Below are 17,527 nucleotides of genomic sequence, written 5' to 3'. Positions count from 1 at the left end.
GGAATCCGTAAGTATCGTATAACTTGAAGGCGGTTGGACCGTCAATGACCGTTTGCTGGTTGGCTTTGGCATCCTTAACCACTTGATTAAATAATTTAAGACCGTCTGCCAAAGTTTCGTTGAAACGATCCTCTTCGGAACGGACAACCTTTGCGATGTAGTCTTTTTGCTTCAAAACATCCGGGTAGTAGGATTCAAGCGTTTCGCCAACAACCGGAACCAATTTGTACAGGAAGGCTTCGTTAATGCCTAAGCGCTGGCCATTCACAATCGCCCGTCTAATGAGACGCCGAATGACGTAGCCCCGCCCAACGTTTGAAGGTAAGGCACCATCACCAATCGCCACGGTAATTGCCCTGGCGTGGTCGGCAATAATTCTAAACGCCACATCATCTTTTTTATTGGTATCGTACTTTTTGTGATCACTTAATTCTTCTGTTTTATGAATCATCGGCAAGAATAGGTCGGTTTCAAAGTTGGTTCGTGCATGTTGAAAAATTGAAACCACTCGTTCAAGTCCCATCCCAGTATCAATGTTTTTTCGGGGAAGTGGTTCGTAAGTGTCTTGTGGCGTGTGGTTAAACTGTGAAAAGACAATGTTCCAAACTTCCAGCCAGCGGTCATTTTCACCACCCGGATAGTTTTCCGGATCATCGTCGGCCAAGTTGTCAAAGCCCTTACCACGATCATAAAAAATCTCTGAGTCCGGGCCGGATGGGCCTTGGCCAATATCCCAGAAGTTGTCTTCAATTTCGATGATGTGATCAGGAGAAACCCCGACTTTTTCCCAAAACTTCTTCGCATCGGTGTCCTTGGGGTAAACAGTCATGTAAAGCTTATCCTTGTCCCAGCCAAACCACTTTGGTGAAGTCAGCAACTCAAATGCCCAGGCAATCGCTTCTTCTTTGAAGTAGTCACCAACTGAGAAGTTTCCCAACATTTCAAATAATGTGTGGTGGCGAGGGGTTTTCCCAACGTTTTCAATATCATTAGTCCGAATACTCTTTTGAGAACTTGTCATTCGGGGATTCTTGGGAACAACGGAGCCATCAAAGTATTTCTTCATGGTCGCAACACCCGAGTTGATCCACAACAACGTCGGATCATCAACCGGAATCAATGATGCACTTGGTTCGATTGTGTGCCCCTTTTCTTGGAAAAAGTCTAAAAACATTTGTCTAATTTGACCACTGCTTAATTCTTTCATACCATTTTCTCCTTTGACAAAATTAAAACACCGTTGCTCACAGAGACGCCGATTGACGCGGTACCACTCTGATTGCAACGATGTTTATCGTTAACCACTTGATCTCTATAACGTAGAGTTGCGTATTACCAATTCAAGATTTAAGAGAGCACTGCTTAATTCAAGTCGCCTTTCACATCAGCCAAGACGTTTCTGAAAAATGAAGTTAAACAGCATATTCTTAACACATTTCAAAGTATACTTTTTTGTGAATGTGGTGTCAATAACCGGTTATTGATAACGTGACGAACTGTTCTTGCGTTGTTTACGTTTTGCACGCGCTTCTTCACGTTTGACAACCCGACGGTCCATCTCGTCTTTTCTAGCAATTGTATTCTTGATCCGTCGTTTGTAGCCGGGCTTGATCTTCTTTTTCTTCTTTTTGATCATACCAATCATGGTTGGGTCAAGCTTATCATGCTTCTTGCGGTGGGTCTTTCGTCGGTTCCGATCGTAGGAATCCACGATTTCACCATTTTTAAGTGCTTTGGGCTTGAAATGAATCCCCATATCTTCCAATTCTTCAACAGCTTTTTCTTCGTCTGGTGAATAAAGGGTAATTGAGGTACCGGACATCCCGTTTCGGCCAGTCCGGCCAACTCGGTGAATAAAGAATTCCAAGTCTTCCGTCGGAATATCATCATTGATGACATCGGACACACCTTGGATATCAATCCCCCGGGCGGCTAAATCGGTTGCGACCACAAATTGGAAATCCAGATTTTTTATCCGTTTCATAACCTGCTTACGTTCACGTGGCTTCATCCCACCGTGAATCATTGCCACCTTTAAGCCTTGCCCTTTGAGGTATTCACTGAGCGCTTCCACCCGATCCCGGGTGTTGGCAAAAATCAGTACCAGGTAAGGTTCGCCAATGGTCAACAACTTATAAATAAGCTGATTTTTATCCTGACCCTTTGTGGAAATCAACCAGTTATCAATGGTTGGACTAATAATTGTGGAAACCGGAATCTCTTCAATAAATGGATTAACCATGTATTTTTTGAGGAAAATATTGATCTTTTGAGGAATTGTCGCTGAAAAGACCATCATTTGAACATGCTTTCCAAAACTGGCAGCGATATTGTCAACCACGTCCAAGAATCCCATATCCAAAGTCATATCCGCTTCATCAATGACTAATTGTGACGCCGTATGAACATCGAGGCCGCCATTTTGAATCAAATCCCAAATACGTCCTGGAGTTCCAATGACTAACTGAGGCTGATCTTTTTTAATCTTCTTTTCCTGGCGAACCTTATCCGTCCCGCCGACATAAGCACCAATCGAAATTGGCTTGTCACTATGCTTTGCCAACTGCTTGGCCGCATCAATAATCTGATAGGCCAACTCCCGACTGGGGGTGGTAATCACTGCCTGGACCTGATCAACATCCGGGTCCAATTGATTGAAAATTGGTAGTAAAAAGGCGTGGGTCTTACCACTTCCTGTGGCAGATTGGCCCACGACGTCTCGTCCCTGCATGACAACGGGAATCACTTTTTCCTGAACCGGTGTCGGCTCTGTAAAGTTTAACTCCTTTAAGGCTGTCAGCAGGAATGGTTTTAAATTAAAATCTGAAAAATTACTCATATACACTCCTACTTGTTTTTTGCGACAAGATCATTTAAATCTTTAACAAAATCCTGAATGTGTTCTTCTGAATCAACAACCGCACCACTGGCTAATGGGTGTCCACCACCGCCATAGGTTTTGGCAAGTTCATTAATTTCCGGTCCCTTTGACCGTAACCGAATACGGAAGGAATGGTCCTTTTGTTCGACAAAAATTGCCCAAGCGACGACCTGCTTAATCTTTCCGGGAAGTGGAACCACAGCCGAAGTACTCTCATCGCCCAATTTAAAGGGTTCCAACACTTTATCCGACAACACCAGATACGCAGCCCCGCTGTCTAGAATCGTTAAATTCTCGTAAACATAAGCCGATAATCTCGCTAATGGAATGTCAATTTCATCTTCAATTTGATTCACGTCACTGGTTGAAAAATCATAGGTTGCCAACTTGGCGGCAACTTCCAGTGTATGTGAAGAGGTTGATGGATACATAAACCGGCCAGTATCACCAACAATTCCGGCATACAACAAACGAGCCCCCTCTGAAGGCAGGGTCAGTTGATCCTTGTTACTGTCATAAAAGTCATAAATGAGCTCTGACGTACTCGATGCGTCCGGTTCAACCCACATGATATCCCCAAATTGATCATCATTTGGATGGTGGTCAATCTTAATGAGTGCTTTGCCTTTGGTATAACGATCGTCGTCAACCCGCGGCTGGTTGGCCGTGTCGACCACAATCACCAAGGCGTCTTGATATTGCTCGTCGGCGATTTCATCGGTCTTGCCCAACCATTCAAAGCTTTCATACTGTTTGCCGGCACACAAAACCTGCTTGTCGGGAAATGACGCCTTAATTAATTGCGCTAATCCCATTTGGGACCCAATTGCGTCAGGATCCGGGCGTTTATGACGATGGATAATAATCGTTTTAAATTTCTTAATTTCGTTAAGGATTTGTTCTTGAATTGCCATATTCATTACTCCATTACTTTATTGTCGAACACTTCAGTATACATTAATTCATTCGGAATATAAACCATCGTTTCTACTTAAATAAAGGCAGGACAATGTTTTCATATGCCAAGTCATCCAAATTGGTGATGGTAATCCCAAGCAGTCGGACTCCCGCAGAAATGTCCGGCATATCAACCAGTAGCTCGGAAGCCAGGGCGAAATACTCCTCAACACTATTTTTGATGTAGTTGTCCAACGTCACCCGCTTGGTAAAAGTTGAAAAGTCACTATAACGAACTTTGAGCACCAATGTCTTGCCGTGCTTTTTCTTGCCATCCATGGTGGTGACCAACATTTGGGCAATTCGCTGTAATTCATCGTCAACTTCAGTTTGGTTATCAATGGCCGGACCAAACGTCCGCTCCTTGCCAATCGATTTTCGGACACGTTTGTATTCAACGGGGCGCTCGTCAATTCCTCGGGCCCGTTCATACAAAACATAACCAAACTTACCAAACTGCTTAATTAAATCCATTTGAGACCAGGCCAAAAGATCGCTGCCGTTGTTAATCCCCAACTCGTGCATTTTCGGAACCGTCTTTTTGCCAACACCCCGAAACTTTTCAATTGGCAGACGCGTCAAAAATTCCATGGCATCCTTGGCCCCAATAATTGTAATGCCGGTTGGCTTGGCATAATCCGAAGCTTCTTTAGCGAGAAACTTATTATAAGAGACCCCCACCGAGCAAGTCAGGTGGGTGATCTGCCAAATTTCGCTTTGAATCATTCGGGCCACTTGAATGGGATCTGTCAGGTGTTTTTTATTTTGAGTCACGTCCAAATAAGCTTCATCTAAAGCAACCGTCTCAATAATATCAGTATATTCATGAAAAATATCATGAATCTGATCCGACACGGATCGATAAAGCTCAAACCCGGAAAATCTAAACACGGCATTCGGACATAACTCCAACGCCTTCATCACGCTCATTGCGGAATGGACCCCAAACTTGCGGGCATTATAATTCGCGGTCGAAACCACACCCCGCCCACCGGTTTTTCGGGGATCCTTCCCCACAATTAGTGGCTTAGACTTCAAACTTGGGTCTTCACGTTCTTCAATTGATGCATAAAAGGCATCCATATCAACATGAATGATCTTTCTGGTTGGATTTTTCATTGCTATCAGCCCTAATCAAACATACGTTCTTATGTGGTGTAAAAAAATGGTCGGGTGCTAACGCTTCCGCTACCATCCCAACCGGCAAACATAAACTATTTGTTTTCAGCTTTTGAATCGTCAGCTGAATCCGCTGATTTGTCATCGGATTCCTGGGCACTGTCAGATGTCTGAGAATCTGCTGGTGCATCAGTCGATGTTGTGTCAGCTTTTTGATCGTCATTGGCTGCTGGAGCGACAACAGCTGGTTGCTTAACTGAAGCAATCGCACTGAGGTCAAATACCAAGTAAATCCCGTCACAATCCAATGTAACCGTCTTTTCGGCTTCGTTGATTTCGTCAACAACCCCGTGCAAACGACCAATGGTAATCACTTGATCACCTGGCTTGATCTTTGAAAGTTGTTCACGACGCTTTTCTTGTTGCTTTTTTTGAGGACGAATCATCAAGAAATACATAACCGCAAACAAAACAACGATGAATAAAATTGATAAATAAGATTGGTTCAAAATTTTTCACCCACACTTTCCATAAGAATACTTTAACAAATAAGTTGGTCACAGTCTATACCTAAAAATTTTTCGGGTTGGGTTTATTATACCCATACTGCTCAAATACTTCTGCCCGAAGATCCAATAAATTGTCATCCATGATCGCTTGTTGAACCCGCTTCATTAAGTGAATGAGGTAGTACAAGTTATGGTAACTACACAACCGCATGCCAAAGGTCTCATCGGTCTTACAAAGATGGCGGATATAAGCTCGGGTATAGTTGCGACATGTATAACAGTTGCATTGATCGTCAAGCGGCGTGAAATCACGGGCATACTTGGCATTTTTAACCACCAAGCGGCCGTGCGACGTCATGACCGTCCCATTTCGAGCAATTCGGGTTGGTAAGACACAATCAAACATATCAATTCCGCGAATAACGCCATCAATCAAGGAGTCAGTGGCCCCAACGCCCATCAGATACCGCGGCTTGTTTTCGGGCAAGAGTGGCGCAGTCGTTTCTAAAATGCGGTTCATTTCCTGCTTGGATTCTCCAACGGAAAGGCCGCCGATTGAGTACCCTGGAAAGTCCAGACTAACCAAATCCTGTGCGGACTGTTTTCTTAAATCCTCAAAGCCGGCTCCTTGGACAATGCCAAACAAGCCTTGCCAATCTGGGTTTTGATGAGCTTTTAATCCGCGCTCCGCCCAGCGGCTGGTACGTTCAACCGACTTTTTGACGTAGTCGTAGGACTCAAAAAATGGTGGACATTCATCCAGACTCATCATAATGTCCGGGCCCAGATCATTTTCAATTTGAATCGCCTTTTCAGGAGATAAAAACATTTTTGCACCGTTAATTTCATTTTTGAACGTGACACCATCTTCAGTGATATCCCGATTCTTCGCCAATGAAAAGACCTGAAAACCACCGGAATCAGTAAGGATCCCTTTATCCCAGTTCATGAATTTGTGAAGGCCACCCGCTTCTTTGACAATGTCTTCTCCAGGCCTGAGCCACAGATGATACGTGTTGGCCAAAATAATGGTCGACCCCATTTCATCCAGCTCCTCTGGCGCCAAAGTCTTGACCGTCGCCTGAGTCCCTACCGGCATGAAAATCGGTGTTCGAAACGTGCCGTGCGGAGTCGTAATCTCCCCTAATCGGGCACCGGTATGCTTTTCTTTTTTGATCAAGCGATACGTAATCGCTGGTTGCATATAAAATCCTCCTAGTGAATGTACATCGCATCGCCAAAACTGAAGAAACGGTATTTTTCTTCAATAGCGTGCTGGTAAGCATTGAGAATGTTGTCGCGACCGGTAAAGGAAGCAACTAACATCACAAGCGTTGATTTCGGCAAATGAAAATTGGTGATGAATGAATCAACGACTTTCCATTCATATCCAGGCTTGATGAAAATGTCGGTCCAACCTGAATCCGGCCGAATCTCGCCATCGAATTTAGTCCCCACGGTTTCAAGGGTCCGAATTGATGTCGTTCCGGTGGCAACGATTTTGCCGCCATTTTGGCGAACGTCATTCAATGTTTGGGCGGCTTCATCGGTTAATCGATAAAACTCGCTGTGCATCTTATGATCCTCAATATTTTCCTCGTCAACGGGTCTAAACGTTCCCAAACCAACGTGAAGGGTCAAATAAACCAAATGAACGCCTTTGTCAGCTACTTTTTGCAGTAGTTCCTTGGTCCAATGTAAACCGGCTGTTGGGGCAGCTGCTGAGCCCATTTCCTTGGCATAAACCGTCTGGTAACGGTTAGGGTCATCCAACTTTTCCTTAATGTATGGTGGCAGTGGCGTTTCACCAAGCCGTTCGAGTATTTCAATAAAGATCCCATCGTATTTAAACTCGATTTCTCGACCGCCGTGTTCCAATTCTTTGGTCACGACGGCTTTTAACTGGCCCTCGCCGAAATCAATGACCGTTCCGACTTTCGCCCGTTTGGCTGGCTTCATCAAGGTTTCCCAGCGGTCACCTTCGATGTTATGCAGCAACAAAACTTCCATGTTACCGCCGGTATCTTCTTTAACACCGTAAATTCTTGCCGGCATCACTTTTGAATCATTCATTACCAGGGCATCCCCCGGATTTAAGTAGTCAATAATATTGTAAAAATGCCGATCCTGCATCTCGCCGGTCTCTTTGTTTAAAACCAGGAGACGGGACTCGTCGCGATCCTTAATCGGGGTTTGAGCAATCAATTCATGCGGCAGATTATAATCAAAATCTTCAAGTGTGTAGTTTGTTTTCAAAATCTTAATTCCTTTCATCCTTGCCTGGAAGCGGGTAATTGAGGTGATCATAGCCTTTTTTCGTGACAATTCTGCCGCGAGCGGTTCGCTTGATTAAGCCAATTTGAAGTAGATATGGTTCGTACATTTCAGCAATCGTATCAGTTTCCTCGCCGATGTTGGCAGCTAATGTGTTTAAGCCCACCGGACCGCCAGCGTAGTATTTGATCATTGTCTTCAATAACTTGAGATCAGTGGCATCAAGCCCTAATTCATCGACCTTGAGGCGTTTTAAGGCATACCTGACAATTTCCAGATCGACTTCATCCTTATCAGAAACCTGGGCAAAGTCGCGAATCCGCTTCAACAACCGGTTGGCGACACGGGGGGTTCCCCGCGACCTCAAAGCAATTTCATGGGCGCCGGATTCCTGAATATCAATTTGAAAAATATCGGCTGTTCGCCGGACAATATCTTCCAAATCGGCCGTTTTGTAATAGTTCATATGTTCAACGATTCCAAACCGGTCCCGCAGTGGTGCCGACAGCATCCCCGCTTGGGTGGTCGCACCAATTAACGTAAACGGTGGCAGTGGGAAGTGGATCGGATGGGCGCCAGACCCTTGGCCGACAATGATATCGACGAAGAAGTCTTCCATCGCCGAATACAGCATTTCTTCAACGACTTTTGGCAAACGGTGGATTTCGTCTATAAATAAGACATCTCCGGGCTGCAGTTCGTTAAGCAGTGACAGCAGGTCCCCCGGCTTATCAATGGCAGGGCCGCTGGTCGTTCGAATATTGACGCCCATTTCGTTGGCAATCACCATTGCCAGAGTGGTCTTCCCAAGTCCAGGAGGCCCATACAACAACACGTGGTCGAGTGACTCTTCCCGCTGTTTGGCGGCTTGAATATAGACCTTTAGTTCGTTTTTAACATCATCTTGGCCGATGTACTCGCTCAGGAGCTGCGGCCGCAATGATTTTTCGATGCTGCTTTCATCAGAATCAACGTTTTCCGGAGAAATCAGTCGATCATCTTTTTCGTTGGCCACGTCATCATCTCCTTAGTCTTAGTGCATCAGTAATTTAAGTCCCATACTTAGGTATTCATCGGTAGACAAGTCGGCAGCCTTTTCCAAATCCGGTTTGATGCCATCAATTTGCTTGGCACCATATCCCAGGGCAGCCAACGCTGACAAGGCATCCGTCAGCTCTGGACTCTGGGCAGTGGCAGCTGGATGCGATACATTCGGTGCCGTGGTCGCAATGTGTCCCAACTTGCCCTGCATATCCAAAATAATTTGTCGGGCAGTCTTCTTGCCCACTCCGGGAAATTTGGTCAAAAACGTGACGTCTTCGTTATTAATTGCCGAAATCAACCCGTCGCGATCATTTCCTGCCAAGATTGCCAGCGCGCTCTTGGGCCCGATTCCAGAAACTGAAATGAGTTTTTCAAAGATCTGTTTATCCTCAATCGTCGCAAAGCCATACAACAAAATGGCCGAATCACTGACTGATTGGTAGATGTAGACTCTGATTGTTTTTTCCTGATCGATTGTAAAAGCATACGGATCGGAAGTGTAAATTAAATAGCCAACGCCGCCCACCAGCAGCACAATATGGCTGGGGGTGACGTCAACAACTGTTCCATCAAAAAATTCGAACATGATTTCTCCTCTTTACTAAAACATATGTTTGCTAATTAATTTTATCATACCTTCTCCTATTGCTGAGGACAATCTAGACAATTTCTTCATCCGTATGGTGCGGATCCTGAATTCGTTTAAACATCTTTTCAATATCGGCATTGGAAAATTTAACCAGGACTGGACGGCCGTGCGGGCAATTATAGGGATTCTCGCATTCGGGAAGCCGTCTTAATAATGCTTTAGCTTGGAGACTGTCCAAATGATGATTTGCCTTGATGGCACGCTTACAGCTCATCATAATCGCCGTTTTTTCACGGAAGGCAGCCACCGAAATTTTGTGATCAAATAAAATCCAATCAATCATTTCTTTGATGGTATCAGCTTCCTGACCGGCTTTAAACCACATGGGGTGCTCGCGGACAATGAAACTGTTTTGCCCGAATTGCTCCAAATGAATGCCCAATTGGTTCAATAAGTCCAAGTGATCGTTAATCAGAAGAAAATCCGAGGTGGCGTAATCCAAAACAATTGGGACCAAAAGCTTCTGCTGGTCATCAGAGACCTCGCCAATCTGTTTACGGTAATACTCGTAATTGATTCGTTCTTGAGCCGCATGTTGATCGACCAAATACATATTATCGGCGTTTTCGGCAACCAAGTAGGTGCCGTGAATCTGCCCGACGTAGGTTAAATCCGGAAAACCAGTTTGCGTGATCAGTTCGGACTGCTGAGGCTTGGGGTTATCAGCCGGTTGAAGTTCCGCCGTTGATTCAGCTTCAATAACCGACGAAGCGGCACTTTCAAACACTGGAACACCGCTGGGTTCGTTTTGTAATAGCTGGTCAAATTCAGCCACTGACGCACTTTTTAAGTCAGCCCGGGTCTTCACCACCACCGGTGTCACCTTCGGCTGATTTAAATCAGCACTCGGCGCTGACGAAACATCAAACAACGGTGGGTTGGTCTGAACCTGGTCAGCTGTTGAAACGTTGAAGGAATGTGGTTCCGCGTTAAACGGCTTTTTGAAGTCACGGGTCGCATCTGGAATCAGCTGCTTGTCCCGCAGCATCTCGTAAATTGCATCAGAAATCAACTTGCCGATCATCGGTTCGTCACTAATCCGGACTTCCTGTTTGGTTGGGTGGACGTTGACATCAATCAGTGCCGGATCGGCATTGATCGTAATCACCGCAATTGGAAAACGGCCGATCATCAATTTGGAGCCGTAGCCGGCAATAACTGCTTTGGTCAATGGGTAGTTGCGGATGAAGCGGCCGTTTAGGATCAATGAAATATAATTGCGACTCGAACGGGTCAGTTCAGGCAGGCTGACATAGCCATTTACCTGAATATCGAGATCTTTTCCCTTGATTGGGGCCATTTTTGAAATGGTTTTGACCCCATAAATGGCGCCTAGTACCTGCATTAAATCGCCTCTGCCGGAAGTTCGAAGCAATTCACGGCCATTGCTGATAAATGAAAAGGCAATTTCAGGGTGGCTCAACGCCAACCGATTGATGATATCAGAAATTTTAGCCAATTCGGTGTTTGGAGAACTCAAGTACTTCAATCGAGCCGGCGTATTATAAAACAGCGACGCGACTTCAACAGTCGTTCCTTTTCGTGATTCGGAGGCACTTTGAGCCACTAATTTGCCGCCTTTATATTCAACCTGGGTACCAATGTCACCAGTCGATGTCTTCATTTTAACGTTGGCAACTGAGCTGATACTTGGAAGTGCTTCGCCCCGAAATCCCAGCGTGCGGACACGAAAGAGGTCTCTTTGTTCAGCAATCTTGCTGGTTGCATGACGCAAAAAGGCCGTTTGAACTTGTGAACTTTCAATGCCGTTGCCGTCATCGACAACCTTAATTAACTTAAGCCCGGCATTTTCAACGGTTACGTCGATCTCCGTGCTATCGGCATCTATTGAATTTTCGACTAATTCTTTGACTACTGAAGCAGGTCGCTCAACAACTTCTCCAGCCGCAATTTGGTTGGATAAAATCGTTGGTAGTTGATGAATTTTGTTCAAATCGATCACCTTAATCTCCGTTTATCTTCTGTTGCCATTTATATACCTGATTCATAATTTGCATTGGTGTTTTCGACATTAAATCCAGTTTCTTTAATTGTGACACAACTTCCGCTTGTTTATCATCAATTTGCTCAAGCGGGAAAAGTGATGTCTGCAGCTCAGCCGGCCTCTCTGGCGTTTCTTGGCTCGTCTGAGCGGTTTGATGGTCGTCCGCTGCCTGTTGCTCCAGCTGGGTTAAAATGTCATTAGCGCGGTGCAGGAGCCCGTTTGGCAGTCCTGCTAATTTGGCAACGTGAATTCCATATGATTTGTCAGCAGGTCCTGGTTGAATCTTATGCAGAAAGACTAATTCACCATTGGATTCCGTTGCGCCGACGTGGACATTGCGCAGACGGTTGAGCGATTCATCCAGTGCGGTTAACTCGTGATAGTGGGTTGAAAACAGCGTCTTGGCGCCAATGTTATTGTGCACGTACTCAATAATTGCCTGCGCCAGCGCCATTCCATCATATGTGGCAGTCCCCCGACCAATTTCATCAAACAAAATCAAACTGTTGGGTGTCGCATTTTCAATCGCGTCGTTGGCTTCTTTCATTTCCACCATAAACGTACTTTGGCCGGAAATCAGATCATCGGCTGCACCAATTCTGGTAAAAATCTTATCAAATACCGGCAGCTTCGCCTTCTTGGCTGGTACAAAACAACCCATTTGATTCATGATGACACATAACGCCATTTGACGCATATAAGTACTTTTCCCAGACATGTTCGGCCCGGTAATCAGTAAAATACTGGTATCTTCTGCCAAATTGACGTCATTTGGAACGTATTGTTGATGTCCCAAAACCTTTTCAACCACTGGATGGCGGCCATCTGTGATATCGACGATATGCTTGTTGGTCAAAGTTGGCCTAACAAACCGGTATTCTTCGCTGACTGCAGCAAAACTTTGTAAAACATCGATAGCCGCCACGGAATCAGCTAAATCCTGAATTCGTTTAATCGACTGTTTAATATCATCCCTAATTTTAACGAACAGTTTGTATTCGAGCGTCTTGCTTTGCTCCTGGGCTTCTAGGATCAACGCTTCTTTTTCTTTTAACTCCGGAGTTGAAAAACGTTCTGCGTTCGCCAAGGTTTGCTTTCGCTGATAGCGGTTTGCCGGAATCTTATCCAAATTAACCTTAGTCACTTCGATGTAATAACCAAAAACGTGATTAAAGCCGACCTTTAAATTATTGATCCCAGTCACTTGGCGTTCTTTGGCTTCCAATTCAGCCAACCATTTTTGCCCATTGTTGGTGGCGTCACGATACTGATCGAGCTGTTGATTATAACCATCCTTGATGACACCGCCATCAGTGACGGAAATGGGCGGTTCTTCAACGATTGCCGAATCGATTTCTTCCACAATGTCATCCAACGGCACCAAATTTTTGAGCATCTCGTCAAAACTTTTATCGGCAATTTGTTCAAGAATATACTTGATTTTAGGCACGTGTTCCAGCGAGGTCTTCAATTGAATCAAATCCCGCCCGTTAACGCTGCCAAAGGCGATCCGACCCGCTAGGCGTTCCAAATCATAAACCTTGATTAATTCGTCCTGCAGCTGATTACGTTCAAAATAGTGATCGAGCAAAACCCCAACTGCATCATGACGCTGATTAATCATATTGCGATTGACCAACGGCCGTTCAATCCACTGTTTGAGCTTTCGACCCCCCATGGCAGTTTTGGTTTGGTCCAGCAGCCAAAGCAGGGTTCCGGATTTTTTACCGGTCCGAATGTTTCGAATTAACTCCAGATTATATTGAGAGTTGTGATCGAGCTCCAAAAAGTCGGACGGCTCATAAACCACCGCACGCTTCAAGTGTTGCAGGCTGCGTTTTTGGGTTGCCTGAATATAATCAAGCAGCAGCTTTAAAACTTGTTTCATCAAAACATCATCGACGTCTTGACTTAGATAACTGACTGAGGCATTCACCGGTAGATCAGACTGGTTGGAAATCAGGATCCCCAGTTTTTTGACGGTATCAATGAGCGTTGCCGGCAGATCTTTTTCAACCACAATCTCCTTGGTTTGCAGAGAAACCAGTTCGTTTACAAATTCTGCCTGGGTCGTCAATTTGGCCACCTTGAGTTCACCAGTGGACAGATCGGCGTAAGCAAACGCAAATTCGTTGCTATCGGCATCGTAAACCACCGAGGTTAAGTAATTATTTGATTTGGCATTTTCTGAGCCAACGTCAACCTGTGTCCCGGGTGTCACCAATTGAATCACTTCACGTTTGACCATTCCCTTGGCTAATCTGGGATCTTCCATCTGCTCACAAATAGCGACTTTATAGCCCTGGTCGACTAAGATATCAATGTAATTTTGAGCGGCCTTATGGGGCACACCGCACATTGGAACCGGATTATCCGCATTTCGGCTTCGATTTGTTAACGTTAATTCCAATATTTGTGACCCTTTGATCGCATCTTCGTTAAACATTTCGTAAAAATCACCGAGGCGATAAAAAAGAAACGCATCCGGATACTGATCCTTAATTTTTTGGTATTGCACCATCATTGGAGTTGATTCTGTTTTTGCCAACTGAAAGTCCCCTTAAATTCAAGCTGAATATCGTTTCAGCATATCACGTTTAACTTCATTTCATTTTAAATTTGATCATCGGTCATCGACACGGTCTCGATATGTGTCGCATGACCGGATTTGTCGTCAATATCAATAAAACAGCCGGAAATAATTCCCTGCCCGGTTTCAAGGACTTTATAACGTGCCGGCCGCTGATCCAAGAAGCGTTTAATAACACTGTCAGGTTGCATACCCAGCATACCATCTGCCGGACCGGTCATCCCGGCATCAGTCAAAAATGCCGTCTTTCCCTGTAATAGTCGTGCATCGTTGGTCTGAACGTGGGTGTGGGTCCCGACAACTGCGGAAACTCGGCCGTCCAGATAACGGGCAATTGCGAGCTTTTCACTGGTGGCTTCGGCATGAAAATCCATAAAAATACAATTGGTTTCTTCACGGATTTGGTCGACCAACTCGTCAGCCAAAGCAAAGGGATCATCTAAAGGATCCATAAATACCCGGCCTTGGAAATTCATGACAGCAAGTTGAACGCCATTGACGTTGACCATTGTATAGCCCTTACCGGGAGTCGTACGCCTTGGATAGTTGTATGGCCGAATTAAACGTTTGGCATCGTCAATAAAGTCCAGAATTTCGTTATTACTCCAAGCGTGATTTCCCAAAGTGACAACGTCGACCCCATCGCTCATTAACTGTTTATAAATCGACTGGGTAATACCACGACCCATCGAAGTGGCGTTTTCACCATTGACAATCGTCACTTGTGGCCTCACGGTTTGCTTCAACTTTGGTAAATAATGATGGATCATTGAAACACCCTTATCACCAACCACGTCACCAATAAAAAGAATTCGCATTAAAATTTCCTCAATACTTTCTAAATTATATAGAATAATTTTAACATTTATTTATGAAAAGAAAAAAGACCAGAACATCTGATCTTTTATCTTGCGTATTCGACTGAACGAACTTCCCGAATGACAGTCACTTTGATGTGGCCTGGGTACTTCATTTCAGTTTCAATCTTTTGTTTGATTCTGCGGGCGAGCACAATTGCTTGTGTGTCCGTAATATCTTCGGGCTTTGCAATCACTCTGATCTCTCGACCGGCTTGAATTGCGTAGCTCTTTTGTACTTCGTTAAAGCTGTCGGTGATCTTTTCGAGACTATCAAGTCTGTGAACGAAGCTTTCAAGAGATTCACTGTGTGCGCCTGGACGCGAAATCGCAATCTTTTCAGCAACAGCAACCAATTCAGAAATAATTGTCTCTGGAGAATGGCCCTCTTCGTATCCCTTAATCGCATCGATTACGACTGGACTTTCATGATACTTTTTGGCGAAGTCAACACCAACTTGAACATGAGATCCCTCAACACCATTATTCGCAGCCTTACCGATATCGTGTAATAATCCTGCGCGTTTAGCTAATGTAACATCCTCACCTAATTCTGATGCAAAAGCACCTGCCAATTTGGCAACCTCAATTGAATGGCTCAGCAAATTCTGACCGTAATCAATCTTAAAGTTAAGTTGACCAACAAGTTTGATCATATCAGGACTCATCGAATGAATTCCAAGGTCAAACAAGGTCTCTTCACCAATTTCTTGAATCCGCTCATCAAGTTCTTTACGGCTCTTTTCAACCATTTCTTCAATCCGAGCGGGATGAATCCGACCATCTTTGATTAACTTTTCAAGTGTCATTTTCGCAACTTCTCTTCGAATTGGATCAAAGCCGCTCAGCACAACTGCTTGTGGCGTATCATCAATAATTAAATCAATTCCAGTCAGTGTCTCAAAGGTCCGAATATTTCGACCTTCACGACCAATGATCCGACCTTTCATGTCTTCGTTTGGAAGACTGACAACGGAAACGGTTGTTTCAGAAACAACATCCGCTGAACTTTGCTGAATTGCTTCAATGATCAGATTCTTGGCGTTTTCGTCAGCTTCAGTCTGGGCTTGGTAGTAACTTTCTTTTACCATTCGGGCCTTTTCTTCAGCTAACGTTTCACTGGTTTCTTTCAAAATAAGATCACGGGCTTCTTCTTGAGTTAAGGCCGCAACCTTCTCAACTTCCGCCTGACGTTTTTCAATAAGTGAGTTTGCTTCTTCTTGTTGTGTGACTAAATTCTGTTGTTCACGATTAATCTTCTGCTCTTTGCGATTCAACGAGTTCTCTCGACGTTCGAAAGCACTGTCTTTACGGTCTAGAGCCTCTTCTCGCTGCAACAAACGATCCTCTTGTTTTTGAATCTCCGATCGCCGATTCTTCAGTTCCTTCTCAACTGATGAACGGTAGCGGTGGTTCTTCTCCTGTGCCGACAAAGTTGCTTCTTTGACGACCGTCTCAGCCTTCTTCTTAGCGTCTGCTAAGATACCTTTGGCGGAACCGGTAGCGGAGTCAAGATCTTTTTGATGGATCTTCTTTTGTGCAGACTTTCCGATTACAAAACTAATAATACCAACAAAACCAACAACAATTATAGCGATGATTGCGAGGATTATCCCAGCCATTGTCATGGCCTTTCACCTCCAAATCACCAAAAAATGATTCATTCTAAACCAATTAATAGATGTTATTTGATTATTGACACAATTCTTATTTTAATGTTTGTTACGACTAGTGTCAATCATCTTTGTTGCGTCTTGGAAGATATTTGTATATAGCAATAGAATTAACAAAGGTTTATATGTGTCACAATGTTTCACAAACCCTTACTGTCACATAGAAAATCACAAAAAATAGGCCGCTCAAAATGAGGGCCCATTATTGAAAAATAGTCACATATTTTATTAAATTTGTTATTTGCCAATATCCAAATCGATACTTTCATCAGGATGCTCTTTAGCTTCATCCTTCTTCGTATCGGCATGACTGTCTTTGGAATCCGACTTCTTATCAGCTTTTTTGCCAGTGGCTTTTTTATCGTCGGCACTATCAGTCGAACGTGCGGAATCATCAGGAATATCATAAGCGTCACGAACTTTTTTCATAACCTCATCATACATATCTTGATGTTCTTCCAAATAGGTCTTGGCGTTTTCACGTCCCTGACCTATTCGTTCGTCACCGTATGAGTACCATGAACCGGACTTGTTGATAATATCCTTTTCAACGGCCATATCAACCAACTCACCGGATTGGGAAATTCCTTTACCATACATTACATCAACTTCGGCCCGCTTGAATGGCGGCGCAACCTTGTTCTTGACAACCTTGATCCGAACCCGGTTACCAATAATGTTCGTCCCATCCTTGATCTGTTCGGCACGACGAATTTCAAGCCGAATAGTCGCGTAAAATTTCAGCGCCCGGCCACCAGGAGTGGTCTCTGGGTTTCCAAACATAACACCGACTTTTTCACGGATTTGGTTGATGAAGATCGCAATCGTTTTTGTCTTACTAATTGTTCCGGAAAGTTTCCGAAGAGCTTGTGACATCAAACGCGATTGCAGACCAACGTTAGCATCACCCATTTCCCCTTCAATTTCGGCACGGGGCACTAGCGCGGCAACTGAATAAATGACGACGAT

General features: G+C 44.4%; 13 protein-coding genes and 1 pseudogene. All 14 read right to left on the bottom strand.

Going from position 1 to position 17,527, the window contains the following annotated elements; all coding sequences use genetic code 11:
• Positions 1-1,207 (bottom strand): alanine--tRNA ligase (gene alaS, locus AB3112_RS02220; RefSeq protein ID WP_367333896.1); only part of this gene is annotated, 1,207 nt, incomplete at its 3' end.
• Between the two features lie 270 nt (positions 1,208-1,477).
• Positions 1,478-2,839: a DEAD/DEAH box helicase gene (locus AB3112_RS02215; protein WP_057911125.1), complete on the bottom strand. Its 1,362-nt coding sequence runs from the start codon at positions 2,837-2,839 to the stop codon at positions 1,478-1,480.
• Positions 2,840-2,847: 8 nt separating this feature from the next.
• Complete coding sequence (locus AB3112_RS02210) at positions 2,848-3,795, bottom strand: bifunctional oligoribonuclease/PAP phosphatase NrnA (protein ID WP_084972648.1); 948 nt, start codon at positions 3,793-3,795, stop codon at positions 2,848-2,850.
• Between the two features lie 73 nt (positions 3,796-3,868).
• The gene (gene dinB, locus AB3112_RS02205) at positions 3,869-4,957 is read right to left on the bottom strand and encodes a DNA polymerase IV (protein ID WP_057909279.1); all 1,089 of its coding nucleotides are present in this window, start codon (positions 4,955-4,957) and stop codon (positions 3,869-3,871) included.
• Positions 4,958-5,052: 95 nt separating this feature from the next.
• Positions 5,053-5,466: a preprotein translocase subunit YajC gene (gene yajC / locus AB3112_RS02200; RefSeq protein ID WP_057909280.1), complete on the bottom strand. Its 414-nt coding sequence runs from the start codon at positions 5,464-5,466 to the stop codon at positions 5,053-5,055.
• Between the two features lie 61 nt (positions 5,467-5,527).
• Positions 5,528-6,670 carry a tRNA guanosine(34) transglycosylase Tgt gene (gene tgt / locus AB3112_RS02195; RefSeq protein ID WP_057909281.1) on the bottom strand — a complete coding sequence of 381 codons (1,143 nt, stop codon included), beginning with the start codon at positions 6,668-6,670 and terminating at the stop codon, positions 5,528-5,530.
• Positions 6,671-6,681: 11 nt separating this feature from the next.
• On the bottom strand, positions 6,682-7,740 hold the full coding sequence (queA, locus tag AB3112_RS02190) for a tRNA preQ1(34) S-adenosylmethionine ribosyltransferase-isomerase QueA (RefSeq protein WP_084972651.1): 1,059 nt from the start codon (positions 7,738-7,740) through the stop codon (positions 6,682-6,684).
• Positions 7,727-8,755 carry a Holliday junction branch migration DNA helicase RuvB gene (ruvB, locus tag AB3112_RS02185; RefSeq protein WP_057909283.1) on the bottom strand — a complete coding sequence of 343 codons (1,029 nt, stop codon included), beginning with the start codon at positions 8,753-8,755 and terminating at the stop codon, positions 7,727-7,729. The genes queA and ruvB overlap by 14 nt, the downstream gene beginning before the upstream one ends.
• An 18-nt stretch (positions 8,756-8,773) precedes the next feature.
• Entirely contained in the window at positions 8,774-9,370 is a 597-nt protein-coding gene (gene ruvA, locus AB3112_RS02180; RefSeq protein ID WP_084972652.1) for a Holliday junction branch migration protein RuvA, read from the bottom strand.
• Between the two features lie 73 nt (positions 9,371-9,443).
• Positions 9,444-11,396 carry a DNA mismatch repair endonuclease MutL gene (mutL, locus tag AB3112_RS02175; protein ID WP_367333895.1) on the bottom strand — a complete coding sequence of 651 codons (1,953 nt, stop codon included), beginning with the start codon at positions 11,394-11,396 and terminating at the stop codon, positions 9,444-9,446.
• A gap of 1 nt (position 11,397) precedes the next feature.
• Positions 11,398-13,986 (bottom strand): DNA mismatch repair protein MutS, encoded by a 2,589-nt coding sequence (mutS, locus tag AB3112_RS02170; RefSeq protein WP_367333894.1) that lies wholly within the window; start codon positions 13,984-13,986, stop codon positions 11,398-11,400.
• Between the two features lie 65 nt (positions 13,987-14,051).
• Positions 14,052-14,846 (bottom strand): TIGR00282 family metallophosphoesterase, encoded by a 795-nt coding sequence (locus AB3112_RS02165; RefSeq protein ID WP_057909287.1) that lies wholly within the window; start codon positions 14,844-14,846, stop codon positions 14,052-14,054.
• Between the two features lie 86 nt (positions 14,847-14,932).
• Positions 14,933-16,513: a ribonuclease Y gene (rny, locus tag AB3112_RS02160; protein WP_084972656.1), complete on the bottom strand. Its 1,581-nt coding sequence runs from the start codon at positions 16,511-16,513 to the stop codon at positions 14,933-14,935.
• 282 nt (positions 16,514-16,795) lie between these two features.
• Positions 16,796-17,527 (bottom strand): annotated as a pseudogene (locus AB3112_RS02155) (DNA recombination/repair protein RecA); the annotation flags it as partial.

The sequence above is a fragment of the Lentilactobacillus sp. genome (assembly GCF_040773105.1).
Lineage (GTDB): Bacteria > Bacillota > Bacilli > Lactobacillales > Lactobacillaceae > Lentilactobacillus > Lentilactobacillus parabuchneri.
This window is presented reverse-complemented; position numbering and strand designations above follow the sequence as displayed.